Source organism: Candidatus Tisiphia endosymbiont of Ceraclea dissimilis (genome assembly GCF_964030735.1).
Taxonomy (GTDB): domain Bacteria; phylum Pseudomonadota; class Alphaproteobacteria; order Rickettsiales; family Rickettsiaceae; genus Tisiphia.
This window is the reverse complement of the sequence record NZ_OZ034917.1, coordinates 494,489-510,660: the sequence shown is the minus strand read 5'-3', so window position 1 is coordinate 510,660 and position 16,172 is coordinate 494,489. Positions and strand designations below refer to the sequence as shown.

The 16,172-nt window shown below is 32.3% G+C and carries 15 protein-coding genes and 1 pseudogene; 9 read left to right on the top strand and 7 right to left on the bottom strand.

Annotation, left to right across the window (positions count from 1 at the left end; translation table 11 throughout):
* Positions 1-78: 78 nt before the first annotated feature.
* Positions 79-1,644 (bottom strand): SurA N-terminal domain-containing protein, encoded by a 1,566-nt coding sequence (locus tag ACQH1V_RS02395; protein ID WP_425360687.1) that lies wholly within the window; start codon positions 1,642-1,644, stop codon positions 79-81.
* A 77-nt stretch (positions 1,645-1,721) separates the two neighbouring features.
* Here ACQH1V_RS02395 and ACQH1V_RS02390 point away from each other — a divergent pair, with 77 nt between their 5' ends.
* Genes ACQH1V_RS02390 through kdsA form a run of 3 tightly spaced genes read left to right on the top strand, consistent with a single transcriptional unit; the run spans position 1,722 to position 3,611 of the window.
* Complete coding sequence (locus ACQH1V_RS02390; protein WP_094648919.1) at positions 1,722-2,456, top strand: triose-phosphate isomerase; 735 nt, start codon at positions 1,722-1,724, stop codon at positions 2,454-2,456.
* The gene (gene secG / locus ACQH1V_RS02385; RefSeq protein WP_094648920.1) at positions 2,453-2,758 is read left to right on the top strand and encodes a preprotein translocase subunit SecG; all 306 of its coding nucleotides are present in this window, start codon (positions 2,453-2,455) and stop codon (positions 2,756-2,758) included. Before ACQH1V_RS02390 ends, secG begins: the two co-directional genes overlap by 4 nt.
* A gap of 22 nt (positions 2,759-2,780) precedes the next feature.
* Positions 2,781-3,611 carry a 3-deoxy-8-phosphooctulonate synthase gene (gene kdsA, locus ACQH1V_RS02380; RefSeq protein ID WP_425360686.1) on the top strand — a complete coding sequence of 277 codons (831 nt, stop codon included), beginning with the start codon at positions 2,781-2,783 and terminating at the stop codon, positions 3,609-3,611.
* Positions 3,612-4,010: 399 nt separating this feature from the next.
* Here the strand turns inward: kdsA and ACQH1V_RS02375 are convergent, their stop codons facing one another.
* From ACQH1V_RS02375 to grpE, 5 genes are all read right to left on the bottom strand, one after another.
* Complete coding sequence (locus tag ACQH1V_RS02375; protein ID WP_425360685.1) at positions 4,011-5,870, bottom strand: AAA family ATPase; 1,860 nt, start codon at positions 5,868-5,870, stop codon at positions 4,011-4,013.
* Positions 5,871-6,062: 192 nt separating this feature from the next.
* Positions 6,063-6,725 (bottom strand): HdaA/DnaA family protein, encoded by a 663-nt coding sequence (locus ACQH1V_RS02370; protein WP_425360684.1) that lies wholly within the window; start codon positions 6,723-6,725, stop codon positions 6,063-6,065.
* A gap of 16 nt (positions 6,726-6,741) precedes the next feature.
* Positions 6,742-7,788, bottom strand: a complete 1,047-nt coding sequence (locus tag ACQH1V_RS02365; RefSeq protein ID WP_425360683.1) for an AI-2E family transporter — start codon at positions 7,786-7,788, stop codon at positions 6,742-6,744.
* Positions 7,789-7,979: 191 nt separating this feature from the next.
* Positions 7,980-8,876, bottom strand: coding sequence for an Rpn family recombination-promoting nuclease/putative transposase (locus ACQH1V_RS02360; protein ID WP_425360682.1), 897 nt, complete (start codon positions 8,874-8,876; stop codon positions 7,980-7,982).
* Positions 8,877-9,129: 253 nt separating this feature from the next.
* Positions 9,130-9,711 (bottom strand): nucleotide exchange factor GrpE, encoded by a 582-nt coding sequence (gene grpE / locus ACQH1V_RS02355; RefSeq protein WP_425360681.1) that lies wholly within the window; start codon positions 9,709-9,711, stop codon positions 9,130-9,132.
* A gap of 92 nt (positions 9,712-9,803) precedes the next feature.
* Here grpE and rph point away from each other — a divergent pair, with 92 nt between their 5' ends.
* The 3 genes and pseudogenes from rph (at position 9,804) to ACQH1V_RS02340 (ending at position 12,961) form a co-directional block, all read left to right on the top strand.
* The gene (gene rph / locus ACQH1V_RS02350) at positions 9,804-10,520 is read left to right on the top strand and encodes a ribonuclease PH (protein ID WP_425360680.1); all 717 of its coding nucleotides are present in this window, start codon (positions 9,804-9,806) and stop codon (positions 10,518-10,520) included.
* A gap of 134 nt (positions 10,521-10,654) precedes the next feature.
* Positions 10,655-11,068, top strand: coding sequence for a helix-turn-helix domain-containing protein (locus ACQH1V_RS02345; RefSeq protein WP_094648768.1), 414 nt, complete (start codon positions 10,655-10,657; stop codon positions 11,066-11,068).
* Between the two features lie 223 nt (positions 11,069-11,291).
* Positions 11,292-12,961, top strand: a pseudogene (locus ACQH1V_RS02340) (IS1634 family transposase).
* A gap of 437 nt (positions 12,962-13,398) precedes the next feature.
* On the opposite strand, the gene trpS reads toward ACQH1V_RS02340, so the two are convergent.
* Entirely contained in the window at positions 13,399-14,388 is a 990-nt protein-coding gene (gene trpS / locus ACQH1V_RS02335; protein WP_094649477.1) for a tryptophan--tRNA ligase, read from the bottom strand.
* A 113-nt stretch (positions 14,389-14,501) separates the two neighbouring features.
* Between trpS and ACQH1V_RS02330 the strand changes: the two genes are divergently transcribed.
* The 3 genes from ACQH1V_RS02330 (at position 14,502) to sdhD (ending at position 16,119) form a co-directional block, all read left to right on the top strand.
* Complete coding sequence (locus ACQH1V_RS02330; protein ID WP_425360679.1) at positions 14,502-15,248, top strand: lysophospholipid acyltransferase family protein; 747 nt, start codon at positions 14,502-14,504, stop codon at positions 15,246-15,248.
* A gap of 80 nt (positions 15,249-15,328) precedes the next feature.
* Positions 15,329-15,715: a succinate dehydrogenase, cytochrome b556 subunit gene (gene sdhC, locus ACQH1V_RS02325; RefSeq protein ID WP_425360864.1), complete on the top strand. Its 387-nt coding sequence runs from the start codon at positions 15,329-15,331 to the stop codon at positions 15,713-15,715.
* Between the two features lie 23 nt (positions 15,716-15,738).
* Positions 15,739-16,119 (top strand): succinate dehydrogenase, hydrophobic membrane anchor protein, encoded by a 381-nt coding sequence (sdhD, locus tag ACQH1V_RS02320; protein ID WP_094649480.1) that lies wholly within the window; start codon positions 15,739-15,741, stop codon positions 16,117-16,119.
* The last annotated feature ends 53 nt before the right edge of the window (positions 16,120-16,172 follow it).

The window sequence follows — 16,172 nt, the reverse complement described above, 5'->3', positions numbered from 1 at the left end:
AGCCTTCTAGTGGTAAATAGAACAGTTAAAATATGTTTTTTACCTAAGCAAAAATATCTATCTTCATTATTGCATAGTTCACGACCCCATTTGTTTCATTTTGTTTTTCTTGATAGCATAGCTAATCATCTCATCAATAACATTGTTTTGTATGGTTCTTGCAATATCCTTCTCATTTTTTTTCTGAATTTCCTGGTTTTTTTTCTTATCAATTTTCCTTGATTTTATATAAGCAAAATACGCCTTATCTTTTGACTGAAAAACTGGAGTATTGGAGCCAATATTAGTCCGGAAAATTGCTGATAATAATTCTGCTGGTAGCTGATGATTATTATGAATTTCCGACCTAGAAAAAGCTGTAGATTGGCTAGTAATAATTTTCAAAAATTCTTTATTCTTAGTTGGGGTGTACTCTTTAGCAATAGTTTCTATGGTTTTTAAATTTAGACCTTTTAAATATTGGTCATCCCATAGTTTTTGCACTTGCTCTTTAACTACCGAGAATTCTTGCACTTTGCTTGGTTGAATAGACTTAATCTCAACCAATATAAAAGCTCCTTTTTCAGTTAATTCTATTGGATATGATAATTCCCCTTCTGCAAGATCGAAAATACTGTCTGCATTTTGGGCAATATCAATTTTATTAACCGCTAAATCCCGATAACTTATAGACTCTAAATTTTGTATGGGTAATTCATATTTCCCAGCAATTTCTGTTAAACTTGAGCCAGATGCAACGTCATCTTCTAGATTTTTAATCATTAATAGTTTCAATTCTTCTGCTTTTTGTTGTTGCAGTAATTCATTAACTTGTTTTTTGACCTCGCTAAACTTTTTATTAGCAAATTCTTCTTTGTTGTCCTGATAAAAATTTAATAACTCCTTATCATTATTATGAATTTTTTGGCATAACATTTCACTTGATATTTTTACATAAGACAAATTACGTTTTTCCGGTACTTCAAACAATGTTAGGTTGTTTTGGTATAAATCTTCTAACTGCGATATGGTTGGAGGAGTTATTACTAAGTCTTTAGATTGACGTCGTAGATCAATTTGTACAAGTTCTACATCTCTTGTTTCAGCTATGTAATCTACAATATTTTTGACCATTATCTTTGGTGTAGGAAATGATTCTATAAAAATACTAATTAGAAGATTCTTTAAAGTATGTTCTTTAATGTCAGACAAATAATCTTCTTCATTAATGTAAGAATTTTTTAAAAAACCTTTAAATCGCTCTATGTCAAATAGACCTTGTTCATTCTTAAAATTAGGATTTTCCTTAATTAACTCGATCACAGTATCATCAGTTAAATCTAAATTATAATAGCTAACTAAATAGTTGATAATACGGTTATTGATAAGTTTTTTAATAATAAAATTATCAATATTTAACTGTTTTATATCTTCTTCACTAAGATTTGTGCCACTTTGTCTTTGAATAGCCCGAATTTGTTCGGCTTTTTCTTTTAGAAAATCTTCTTGGCTAATATTATTTGCATCAGAAAAGGTAATCAAATCAAAATTATTGCTAGTATGTAATACATCTTTAATTCCCCATCCAACAAAGGCGAAGGCAATTACGCCAAGTAGAATACGCATTACAAAACTATCAGCAGCGTTTCTAATATTATTTAACATAAATATAAAATTTTTCTTCTTTAAGTGTTTATAATACACTAAAATAGTTCGTCCACTAATATCTGCAAGTAATTTTTATGAAAAAACTTATTATTGTTAATTGGAAAATGCATATGAGCTTAGATGAGGCATTTAAATTTTGTACTAAGCTTACAGAACAACAGTATAATAATCAGCTTATTATAGCTCCTCCTGTTCCTTATCTTGCTTATCTATCTGACAAATTCAAATTTTTAGAGTTTTGTGGACAAAATGTCAGTCGATTTGTAGGGCAGGGGAGTTACACTGGAGAATATTCTAGCTTACTATTAAAACTGAGTAAAATTAATTATTCTATTGTTGGTCATAGTGAACGAAGAAATTTCTTACAAGAATCTAATGCATTAATAAGACAAAAAGCAGAAAATTGTTTGGAGTCTCAAGTCACCCCTATTATTTGTATTGGAGAGGATTTAGCTATACGACAAAACAATAATTATAAAGATTTTTTATTAAAGCAGTTAGAGGAATCTTTACCAAATATAGTAGGTGAACAAAATTTAATAGTAGCATATGAACCAATTTGGGCTATAGGAACAGGAATTACTCCTGGACAAGAACAATTAACAGAAATATTTGATGCTCTTAATTATTATCTCAAGCAAAGGCAAGTTGCAAATAATATCAGCTTAGTATATGGTGGATCTGTAAATTTAGATAATATAGAAAAGATATTAAGTATACAGAATATTGATGGGGTTATGGTTGGCAAATCCTCACTTGATTATCAAATGCTAGTTCAAATGTTAAATTATAGGGTTTTTAAAAAATGATAAATATATTACTTTTTGTTCATATTGTGATAGCAATATTGCTAATTATTGTAATTTTGATGCAAAAGACTGGTAGTGATGGATTAAGTGGTATTGGTGGTGGTAATGGGACTATGGGTGTTGTTGCAGGTCGGACGGTGGTTAATTTCTTGACTAGAACTACGGTAGTACTTGCCACGTTATTTATGATTAACGCTGTTATTCTGGCTAATCTGTCTTCTAAGAAGAATTCGGGAATAATTAAGAAAATAGAGCAAGTTGATGATAAGCAACAAGAATCTAGCTTGCCTATTGCGAAATAGAATTTAAGGAGCCAATGTACTTATGCAAAAAATAATTGACTTACATAATATCAAAATTGGCAATGCTCTACCATTTATTTTGATTGCTGGCCCATGCCAAATAGAAACTCTAGATCATGCACTATTTATGGCAGACAAGCTTGTGACTCTTACGGCTAAACTTAACATACCATTTATTTACAAATCATCATTTGACAAAGCAAATAGAACTTCAATTAATGGTCTTCGTGGTAGTGGACTTGACAAAGGGCTAGAAATTTTGTATAAGGTAAAATCAACCTTTAATTGTCACATTCTTACCGATGTTCATACAGAGGGTCAATGTGCTAGGGTTGCTGAAATTGTTGATATAATCCAAATTCCCGCTTTTTTATGTAGACAAACAGATTTATTGCGGGTTGCCGCACTGACCAATAAGGTGGTTAATGTGAAAAAAGGACAATTTCTTGCTCCTTGGGATATGAAGAATGTCCATGCTAAGCTGGAAAGCTTTGGGGCTAAGAATATCATGCTTACCGAGCGGGGAGTATGTTTTGGTTACAACACATTAGTATCAGATATGCGTAGTTTGCCAATTATGGCAGAAACTGGGGCTCCAGTAATTTTCGATGCAACCCATTCGGTTCAGCAGCCAGGTGGTATAGGCAATAGTAGTAGTGGCGAGAGGAAATATGTTGAAATACTGGCAAGAGCAGCTGTTAGCGTTGGAGTCGCTGGTGTTTTTATGGAAGTTCATCAAGAGCCAGATAATGCTCCAAGTGATGGACCTTGTATGATTAAGCTGTCTGATTTAGAACCTATATTATCTAGATTGAAGAGATATGATGATATAACTAAAAATTTTACATTATAGTATAGTCAATTCAGGGGAATTGGGTAGCAGGAACGATGGAGCGACGCCTATAAGTAATCACACTACTGGACAAAAATGTATCAAGGGTTGAAAAGGCTAGCAAATAGAATATTTTAGAGAGAGCAAAATCATTTAGGGATATCTTTAGTATATGTCAAACACTATGATTCCAACGCTGAAAGCGGTGGCTTATCATTTGGGATAGTTATTATAAAATTGCTTAAATTATATGATTTACAATCAACTTAGCATTTTTGTCCAGTAGTGTGATAAGTAATAGGCGAGTATTGAGCGACGACGTCACCAACTTCTCCTCAATTGACTATACTATGCAATAATACAGCGATAAGTAAAGGTTTTTGCGTTGGGTGATTGGTCTATAAGACATTAAACTAAGCTTTAAGCAATCGTATCTATCTGATATTCTAGTGCCACTTCCTTGCCGCAAAAAGCCATAGCAATTTTGATAATTTTCTGAACATGAGAGTGTTCTTTTATTTTAGCCTCATATTTTTTTCTCACGATTTGATCTAACCCTTCTTTGGCAACAGATTCTAAAATATCAGGAGATTTACATATTTTATATTCAATAATAATAGCATTGTCACCTTTACCTATCTTGGGTAGTAGCACAATATCCGCCCTACCGCTACCGGTTTCTCTTTCACTGTCTATTATATAGCCAAGAGATAACGTGTTAATTAAACCTAGCATAAAGCCACTATAAAATAGCTCGGCTTTTTTCTCGCCAGTTTGATGAAAACTAGTAGCGTTTAGTAATAATTCTTGCAGCCTTTCTTTAAATTCTTCTATTTTACCTGCCGGCAGCAAACTAGCAAATGAATAATATAAAGAACTATCCATTTGTAACTTGTTGCTCACCCACTGCAATAATCTTGCATTATATATGTGTTTTACCTCTTTATTAGGAGCAGATAATTGATAAATATCCTCTTCTGACTCGATTACCATTGGGTTTAAATAACCACTAAATAGTAATAGACTAAATAGCCCTGACCGTGTGTTAATATCACTGAAACTAATTTGTCTGGTAATAGGGGAGATAATATTTTTGCCACTAGCGAGTAGCTGAATATCTTGTTGCATTCCATCTGACAATAATGCTTTATCAACAAGAGCCGTCCCCCCACTATCAAGCCAATAATGATCAAGCTTGCCTTTATGAGCCAAACATTGCATAATCGACCATGGATTATAAATGATCTCCCCACCAAAACTATAGCCATTATACCAAGCTTTAATTTTTTCAGGATTAGTTGCTGTTGGTACTTTGGTTAATAACTCATCAACTTCTGCTTGAGTAAAACCATAGAACTTAGAATATTTTTCATCAAGCAAGCTATACTCACTAACATTATTCAAATCCGAAAATAAATTAGCTTTAGCAACCCGTAATATGCCAGTTATTACGCCTTTTTCTAAATAAGGATTAGTTTTTAAACTACTGCCAAACATCCCACGGAATATTTTTAGTACATCATCAAATTCTTTTAATTTATCACCAAATTCAATGTATGAACTATTGATCGGTGTGTCATATTCATCAATTAATATGTAAACTTTTTGACCAAAATGTTTGTACAATACTTCACTCAAAACCCGTAAACTATCTTTTAAGTCTTCCTTATCAAGCTTTCCTGTAAAATATCGATTTAACTTTTCCTTTTGTGCCTCATCTAGTAATTTTTCATCTGTTGTTATATAACGCTTTAAATATCGATGGTTTGTAAACAAATTAGTTACTTGATTTTTTATTCCATTCTCAATTTCCTGGTAGTTACTGCCTTTAACATCTTTAAAATTTATAGAGATGACTGGAAATTGACCTTGATGCTCAGATATTACATCTGAGTACTGAGCTATTTTCAACTTCTTAAGTAACTTCTTTCTACCTGTTACTAGTCCTAAATCTACTTCACCCCCGATAAATAGCTTACTATTTACTCTATCCTCTTCAGGTAAAGGCTTACCTCTCTCATCCACCTCTATTTCAAAGAATTTATGGAGCATGTTCATATTCAAGCTCTTACCCCACCGCCTTGGTCTGGTGATCAATATAACCTTACCACTATCTTCCAATAATTCTTTGATCATTAAGCTTTTATCAACAAAGACATCACTATTAACTAGCAGGTCATAGAATTCATCGGTACCTACCCTCATTCTTGGTGGCTTATTGTTATCTTTAACAATATTAGTTTCTTTGGTTGATATATTATCAAAAAATTCTACTGTCATATTAAGAATATATTATAAACTTTATTAAGTAAATCATAACACAAACAAGCTAGCCTAGCTAATAAATTTACATATTCATATAATCAACAAACAACCTTTAGTATTTTCACAAAATTGTATAGTGCTATGGTATGCGAGTCCCTGATATTTTCAAAAAAACAATTCTTTAAATCATTTGAGTACCCCAACTTCCTATTTAAGTACATGTTTGATGAGAGAGATGGTAACAGCTTGCTTACGAACTAATGCATAGTGCATTATTACATCCAATAATTTGATTATTTGATCAAATTGTCGTGGTAAATTAATTAATAAATATTCAATTACACAGTCAGATACCTTAACCGACTGATCGGAAAAATATTTAAAGATTAATTTGCTCATCAATTCATCATCTGGCTGATTTATTTCTAACCTTAGAACAGAATTGATTCTTGATGATAAATCCTGTAATGCAAAATTATTAGCTAAACTTCCTGTAGTCATCAACAAATATTTACGACACTCACTTATTAAATTAAAACAATGGAGGATATTTCTTTCCTGCCAAAATTCTATATCTTCCATAATAAAAGCATTATACTTCATAACATGCTCTGCACTAAGTATATCTGAATCTTTTTTTATAAAAAATGCATTCGACAAATTTTGCCATATTTTACTAAGATATGTTTTACCAGAGGAAGGAGGTCCATAAAGCAAAATTGTAAACTCATAGGGTTTACTGCCCCAAATTCTCGACCAATTTTTTATTGAATTGTATGCGATTTGATTAGAAGGTGAATTAATAAAATTATCTAGAATATATCGATCATTACCAAATAATGGTAATATATATTGCTGGGAATCTCGCATAATTAATAGATAATCTTTAACTCTTATAAAACTTACTAGATTTATAAAAATCGATAGCAGCTAAAAACAAAACTTTTATTATACTGGCAATTGGTATAGCAAATAATATACCCAAGAAACCAAATATATTACCTAATGCAAGAACTGCAAATATTATCCAAAGGGGATGTAGACCGATCTTATCACCTATAATTTTCGGTGATAAAATATATCCTTCAACTATTGTGCCAACCAAATAAATAATGATTATATAAAATAATGTACTGACCATACCAAAAGCAAAATAACTAACAATCATGGTAAGCGAAAAGGATATTAAGATGCCAACAAATGGTATAATTATTGAAAAACCAGACAAAACCCCTAACAATAATCCTAAATCTACACCAAGAATCGACAAAGAAGCTCCGTAATATATTGATAATAATAAACAAACATTTAGCTGTCCCCTTATATAAGCAGACAGGGAAGTATTAATGGCTGATAATATTTTTAGAATTTTCTTTTTACCTTTCAAAGGTAGTAAAAGGTTTATATTTTCTGACATTGTTAACCAATCTCGTAAAAAATAAAATAATATAAGTGGTATTAATAAAATCAATACAAATAAATTGATTGTTACCATAGTAACATGCCAAATATTATTAGCAAGCCCTGTGATCAACAAAAATATACCATTAACAAAGTTACTAATAGAATTTTTTATATTATCAGCAATATCTGGAGCTATTGAATAAAATTTTGCCGTAATAACAGGTATTAATTCAGTTTGTAAATAATCTTTATAAGCTGGAATTTTACTAATTAGCAAAGTTGTTTGTTGATATATGATAGGCAGCAACACTACCATTACTATAGCAAAAATGCTAAAAAATAGAAAGGAAATTACTGAAACCACTATAGTTCTAGATAATTTATATCGTAACGACAGATTATCAATTATAGGCTGTAATATATATGATATTATTCCAGCTATAAAAAATGGCATCAATATATTAGAGATCAGAGTCAAAGTTACTATAATAGTGCCAACAACAATAACCCAAAAAATAGTTTTATCCAAGATGGTTCCTTTTCTTTTATCAATTACTGCAAATTATAGCTTTTCCTTATATCATAGTCAATTGATGAGAAATTAGTGACGTTGTTACTCGTTGCTCGCATATTACATATAGGCTTTGCTCCATCACTCCTAGGAGATTGTCTACATCAAAGATTTTTTTGAAGGCTAACTCATATTTATTTAATTAGTAATCATAACTTATCTGATAGTCCGCCATTTAGGGTTTGCAGTAGTTCAGTGATCTTAGCGACAGATAGTTTGGTTATTTTCGCTACTTCCTCAATAGAACTGCCATTTTCTATCATCATTTTTATTAATTCAGCTTTACCTTCTACTCTACCTTCTTCTTTGCCTTCCCTTCGTGCTTTCTTGAGAGTGTTAGCTTCAATACATAGCCATTTCAGGTGTTCTTCATATGAATCACGTTCTTCTTTAGTGAAATTCATCACATCCAGAACTGTCAGGGCTTTTTTTAGGCTAGCATCATTTAACTCTTTAGGTAAATTATCTTTGTTCAGCAAATCATGTCTAGTTAAAAAAGTACTCCATCTATCAAGAGAGGTTTTTACCTTCTTTACTATGTCCGTCAGCTGTTCCTTCGGATTATTAGTAAACTTATTTAGCTCAATAGTATGCAATTCTAAATCTTTAAAATATAACAAACCACTATCTTTTTCTACTATATGAAACACATTATGATATTTATTTTCATGTAAAATAGAGGTAAAGTTTAATATGTAAATACCAATGGCTTTCGATAAAGTAGCATAATCCTCTGCATTCTTTAATTGCTCAGTATATAACTTTGCCCAATAATATAGAGCTCTTTTGTCATAATCATCCGCATCAGTAATTTGCATTTCGATATTAAATCTTTTGCCATCTTTTCCTTGAGCTTTAATATCTAAAATTGACAATTTATCGCTCTTGAAATTTTTTGGATTATATGGATTGAGAAGTTGTACTTCTGTTACTTGGTCTTCTCTAGATACAATCGAATTGATCAGCGAAATAAGCAAATCCTTATTCTCTTCAACTCCGAAGATTTTTTTAAAGGCAATATCAACCCTAGGACTAATATTTGACATAAATCTAACTCTATATTTATTTTTTACAAATGGTTATATCTATAAATATAGCAGATTTTTATGCTCCACTAATAGCTGTTTTCATTATTTTTGCGATATTTTATTTTTTTATTTCCTGATTCGGTACCTTACTTTACGTATGGCATTAAAAGTCACAGGAAAAACAACCTGACACTATTAGCGAGGAACCACTTTAGTGGCGCCGAAGCAATCCAATGAATGCGTAAAGTGAGTATAGTAGCAACAAAGCAAATCACCCATTTTTCGATACTTGTACTATAGCAGGTCTAAGTAACCTATCTTTTATCTTATATCCTGATTGCATAACCGCTATGACACTATCCTGATCATATTCCTCTGATACTATCTGTGAAATTGCATGATGTATATTGTAATCAAACTTTTCCCCTAATAATGGTTCTATTGATTCTAAACCGTGTTTTTGTAGTATACTAGTCAGCTCCCCCTTAGTCATCTCTACTCCAGTAATAATATTAGCTATATCCCCTTCCATATTTTGTGGCTTATGCTCCAAAGCTCTAGAAAGATTATCATTAACACTGAGCAAATCTTTAGCAAAAGAAAAAATTGCATAATCTCTTGCCTCTTCAATTGATTTTTCTAGGCGTTTCCTAGTATTATCAGATTCGGCTATTGTCCTTAGCAACTTATCCTGCAAAATCTCAATTTGGTTTTTTAAACTAGCAATCTCTTGCAAACTATCTTGTAACATTATGGTATCATCGGAAAGCTGGTTTTCTACTTCATTTATTAGTTTCTCATCAGTGTCAGCACCAATTTCCTGATTATTATTGTTCTCTTGTTGTTTTTCCATATTTACAGCCTTTTTTCTTGCAAAAATCTACTTTCTTAACATATAGTGTAAATCTTTGTATTTTCAAGTCAATTTTAACTAAGTAATAACCTATGAGAGCTTTTGATAGAAAAAATAATCAATTACGTAACATTTCAATTGAACCTTCAGTTCTGCTTAGTGCTGATGGTTCGTGTCTTGTTAAGTTTGGCAATACCCATGTAATATGTAGTGCAACCTATGAAACAAATGTTCCGCCATTTCTACGAGGGCAAAATCAAGGTTGGATAAGTGCTGAATATGGTATGTTACCACGTTCAACTCACCAGCGTATGAAGCGTGAATCAACGCAAGGAAAGCAGTCAGGTAGGACTCAGGAGATTCAAAGGCTAATTGGCAGATCGATGCGTACGGCAATTGATCTAAAAGCCTTGGGAGAAAAACAAATCATCCTTGATTGTGATGTAATTAATGCTGATGGCGGAACTAGAACAGCAGCAATTACTGGTAGCTATATTGCACTTCATTTAGCAATTAGAGCATTAATTGCTAGGAAGATTATTAAAACTAACCCTTTAATTAGCCAAGTAGCAGCCATTTCATGTGGTATATATAAAGGGCAGCCAATAGTTGATCTTGATTATCTAGAAGATAGTAATGCTGAGGTAGATGCCAATTTTGTTTTTGCCGACAATGGAAATATAATAGAAATTCAAAGTACAGCTGAAAAAACCCCCTTTTCTGAAGAACAATTTTATGCTATGCTACAATTGGCAAGAAGTGCAACCTCTGATCTATTCAAGTTGCAAAATCAAATATTATTGAAGTAGCAAAAATTAATCTATCTAGATAAACAAAAGTTTACTATAGATAAATACTAATCGGATTAATTATTAGTTGTTTACTTTTTTATAAAAATACCTTAATATTTAGAAACATTAATTTTATAAAAAAAGCTTTATTTATGGTAAACTTACAAACCAAACTTAACTCATTAATGACTCAAAAAAATATCAATGCTATAGAGATAGAGAAAAAAACTGGATTAAGCAGAAATACTGTTTATAGCATTTTATATGGTAGTTCAAAAAATCCTAGTGCTACTAATTTACAATTAATTGCCAAAGCCTTAGATATTAATTTGGCAGCTCTTGTTGTTGATAGCGAAGTAAGCACTGAGGTGCTAACTGTTGATCAGATGAAAATTTTTAGCAAATCCACTAATTTAACCATTAATATGTTAGTTGAGAAGAATTTAAACTTTTCATTTGCTAATCTTACGGCTCTAATCAAAGAAGTATACGAATATGCTCTAAAAAAGCAGTCTGTTGATAATACATTTATAGATTGGATGATTGAGAAATATCACAAACCTTGATTTTTTCTTTGCCGATAAATTTTATCAACGATTGGTGATTATACAGCCTCCCGACTTCCGCAAAAAAATGTTGAAAGATGGGAAGAGAGGATATGGAGGAGCCATAGAGCTGAGAAATGATTTTTTCAGGCGGTCTGTTGTGCCTAGCGAGTAATTTATTGCTGACTTTGGTTTTTGTTATGATATAAATATATTATTACATATTAATTCTACAATTATCTACATGTACATACGTCGTAAAAAACACCAAATAGTCCAAGGCAATCAATACAAGTGGTTGAAGGATACCGAGATAGCAAAGGTAATGTCAAACAACGTATTGTCCGACATTTAGGGGTATTCTTCGATGATGCAGAAGAAGCCAAATTAGTTGCATTAGCAGAGGATTTAATTGTAAAGATTAAAGCTGAACGGTCAGCAGCTTCCGGTCATGGTAGCTTCTTTGCTGATGATTGCTTAGCTAACAAAAAAGGTTGCCCAGTCAAAAAGCAACTATCGGATATTATCCCTGTTAATCAAGTTAAATTAGACGAAATAGTTGAGACTGCTCGGCTTGTAGAAGGGGTGCATGAGGTAGGCGGATATGTTTACGATCAAATGGATTTCAACCAACTAATGCAACGTAAACGTGATTCTGAGATGCTTCGTGATTTGGTATTAGCCTGTATGGTAAAGCCGGATAGCAAGCGTGGTCTAGCACAATATTTAAGCGAACAATTTGACAAAAACCATGATTTAGACGCCATATATCGCATGATGGATAAATTGCAGGAGCAGATACCTAAAATTAAAGAATTATGCTTTAAAAATACCTTGGCTCTAATCCCCAACAAGCAGGTGAGTTTAGTGTTTTTTGATGTTACAACATTATATTTTGAATCAACAGAAGTCGATGAACTCCGGGCGTTTGGTTATAGTAAAGACCATCGCTTTAATACTACTCAATTAGTGCTGGCTCTTGCGACTAATGAAGATGGATTACCGCTTGGCTATGAGCTATTTAGTGGTAATACCGCCGAAGTTAAGACCCTATTGCAAGCTATTAATAGTTGGCAAAGTTTTTTAAAAGTTAAGGATGTATGCTTTATAGCTGACCGAGCAATGTTTAGTAAAGCTAATCTACAGGCTCTTGATGAGTCTGGTTATCGTTATATTGTAGCAGCAAAGTTAAAGTCACTAAAGAACGAGTTAAAGGAAAAGATTTTAGCGGAAGATAATTATGTACCTACTGTATTAGGCAATGATTTTGCATGGATTGCTGAATTTGAGCATGAGGGCAAACGTTTGATCACTAGCTATAAAGCCAAGAGAGCGAGGAATGATGCAAAAGAAAGGCAAAATATTTTGGATAAAATCAAAAAAACTATAGGAGAATCTGGAAGTACTAAAAAGCTTATTTCTAATAGTGGAGTTAAAAAATATACTTCAAGTGAGAATAATAAAAGTTATCTTGATGAAGATAAAATCCAACAAGATAGTGAATGGGATGGTTTACATGGAATAATCACCAACGATAAAAGCATTAATGCCAAAGAAGCGATTGGCAAATATGGCAGATTATGGGTAATTGAAGAACAATTTAGAATCAATAAGCATAATTTGCAAATGCGACCAATTTTTCATTGGACAAGTAAGAGAATTGAAGCACATATTGGTATGTGCTATATGAGTTTTGCTGTGCTTAAACAAATAGAATATAAAGTAGCACTTACCCAAAAAATCAGTATAACTAATATAGTTGAGTTGTTAATGGGAGTACAATCTTCAATTTTAAGGCATACAACAACAGGAGATTTGTATAGGCTACCAGGCAACATGAAAAATGATGCGAGGAAGATTTATAAAACCTTCAATCTTAAACGCTCAGATGCGGTAGAAATATATCTAAAATAAGCAAATAATGTTGTGCCTAAAAATCTACAACCCTTACAAACTAAGGTCTGCACGACTTTCTCTTAATAAAAACTGCGGAAGTAGGGGGCTTCCAGCATATAAAGTTACAAAACCTCCAGTGACTCCTAGAGTCCTATCTGTTACAAAGAAGCTAGCTCATAATAAGAATGAGAGGACTCGTTAAGTTTATGTATAGCTAACGTGTTTTTAATAAAATATAGGGCAATGGTTGTTATCCTTACGAAAGTAGGTATCTGAAAATGCCCTGAAGTATTATAGATTCCCGCCTACGCGGGAATGACAAATTTTGCGTTTAAAGATAGCTCTGCAAAAAACTTGATTATCGAGTATAAGTAATAGGCCTCGCTCCATCGCTCCTAACACCAAATCCTCCTGAATTTACTATATATAGAAATTAGTAGATCATAATTGGTTTTTTACACAACAAAGCCCATTAATTTCTTGAGTTCAATCAGAGTTTTAGCAGCGGTCATTCTAGCTTTATCCGCTCCGTTATATAATGTAGTTATCAAATAATCTTGGTTTTTCATTAACTCTGTATATTTACCATGAATGGGAGTTAGAGTCGTGATGATAATATCAGCTAGCTCCTCCTTAAATTTGGCAAAACCGGCATTTTGGTACTGATCAACTATTTTGTCAACATTAGTACCAGATAAACTGCAATAAATGTCAATTAAATTGCTAATTTCTGGTCTATTTTGAGGATCATAACTGATTTCCGCTAAATGATCTGTTTTAGCTTTTTTAATTTTTTGGTAAATTTGATCTGGGCTATCATTTAAATTAATACGAGATAAATCAGATGGATCAGATTTACTCATTTTTTTACGACCGTCTTTTAAGCTCATTATTCTTGATGAGCCTTGAATTAATGGTTCAGGTAATTTTAGGACATCCTGATTGAATTTCCTATTGATAATAGCCGCAATATCTCTGGTAAGTTCCAAATGCTGTTTTTGATCATCACCAACAGGTACTATGTCAGCATTATATAATAATATATCAGCTGCCATCAATACTGGATAAGACAATAATCCTAAGCCAGCATTTTCCTGGTCTTTTCCTGCTTTGTCTTTAAACTGAGTCATACGTTTAAGCCAACCAAGTGGGGTAACGCAATTTAATATCCAAGCAAGTTCCGTATGTTCCTTCACCATACTTTGTGCGAATATGGTAGTTTTCTCTGGCACAAGCCCTGTTGCTATATATATGGCAACAGTTTGTAATATAGAAGAGTTTAGTTCTATGGGTGAGCGATCTATAGTAATAGCATGTAAATCGGCTAAAAAGAACAAGCAATTATACTCATCCTGAATCTTAGACCAATTAACAATTGCTCCGAGATAGTTCCCTAAATGTAGATCCCCAGTCACTTGACATCCGGATAGAGCTGTTTTTTTCATTGAATTTCTCCGAATAGTTACTAATTATAGCTATGTAAAAGTAATCTTATACTATATATTTATTATATATCTGTTATATATCTATTCATTATTAACAAATGAGTTAACCAACTATGTTTTGGCGTCTAAGAGTATTAACATTTTATGCACTACTTGCTATATTTACCATTACATTCTTCCTTATATGTTACATACCCGTAACATTTTTCAATGTCAACTATTATATACGATACAGGATAGGGTTTATTTTTTCTCATGTATTTATTTGGCTGGTTAAAATCTTTTGTGGTTTAAAATACCAAGTTGTTGGTCTAGACAAATTACCTTCATCTCCTTCCATAGTATTGTCTAATCACCAATCATGCTGGGAACAAATATTTGTACAATTAATTATACCTGAACATTCTTGGGTATTAAAAAAAGAGTTATTTAATATCCCGTTATTCGGCTGGGGGTTGAAAATGGTTGAGCCAATTGCTGTAGACCGTAACGCTAATATCTCGGTTGGTCAAATTTTAAGAGAAGGACAGGAAAAGATAAAAAGTGGTTTATGGTTGGTTATCTTTCCTGAATCTACCAGATTTAAACCAGAACAAAACGCTAAATTTAAACCTAGTGCAGTAAAATTAGCTTCATTGGCAAAAGTACCGATAGTGATGATGGCACACAATGCAGGGGTATATTGGCCAAGGGGCTTTTGGGTTAAGAAACCAGGGATAATTCAAGTAAAGATAATTGATGTTATCTCGGTAGAGGAAATAGAACAATCTGATGTTAGAGACCTTACTGAAAAGATAGAACAGGTGATTAATACCGAAAAGCAAATATTATTTGAACAAACTCATAAAAATAAATTATAAGAGTATTTATCATCTATTCCTATTATGTTATATTCCATTTTAGGTCTCTCTAATATAAAATGTAATTTATGACAAAATATATGACAAAAACAAAGCAGGAAATTTATAATAGCAGACCAACTTCTCCTCATTTAACGATATATAAAAAACAGATAAGCTCTGTTTTGTCTATTTTGCATCGTATGACGGGGATAGGATTATTTTTTGCACTATCAGTATTGATATGGTGTTTTATTTTATTGTCTTTTAGCAAATTTAATCCTGAATATTTACAGTTCTTTAAATGTAGTTTATTTAAAATCCCTCTAATATTTATAAGTTTTGCCTGGTTTTACCATTTATGTAATGGGGTGCGTCACTTAATTTGGGATAGTGGGCGTTGCTTTTCAATAAGAGCTATTAACTTCACAGGCTGGTTTGTTGTAATAGCCTCAATAGTTATGACGTTAGCTTTTTGGTTGTTATAGTCAATTTAATTTATGGTCTCTATATGAATACTAATTTAAGGACAGATTTAGCAAAAGCTAAAGGAGTTGGTTCGGCAAAAAGTGGCTCTAGTCACTGGTTACATCAAAGAATCACTGCTATTATTTTGGCAATTTGCTCTATTTGGCTAATAGTTTTTATTAAATGTAATATTGGCAAGGACTTAACTCATTTTGTTGGTACTTTACAGAAACCTTACAATATTGTGCCTTTGGGCATATTGATTATTACCACCTTCTATCATGCCATGCTTGGTATGCGAGTGGTAATTGAGGATTATATTAGTTGTATCAAGCTTCGTATTGGGTTAATTATATTTTTGCAAATATTTTGTATTATAACGATTGCATTCTTAGTGGTAGCATTATTTTATGCTATACTATAGCTAAATGGATTGCTTCGTCGGCTTTCGTCTCCTCGCAATGACGCTTGGGTTTA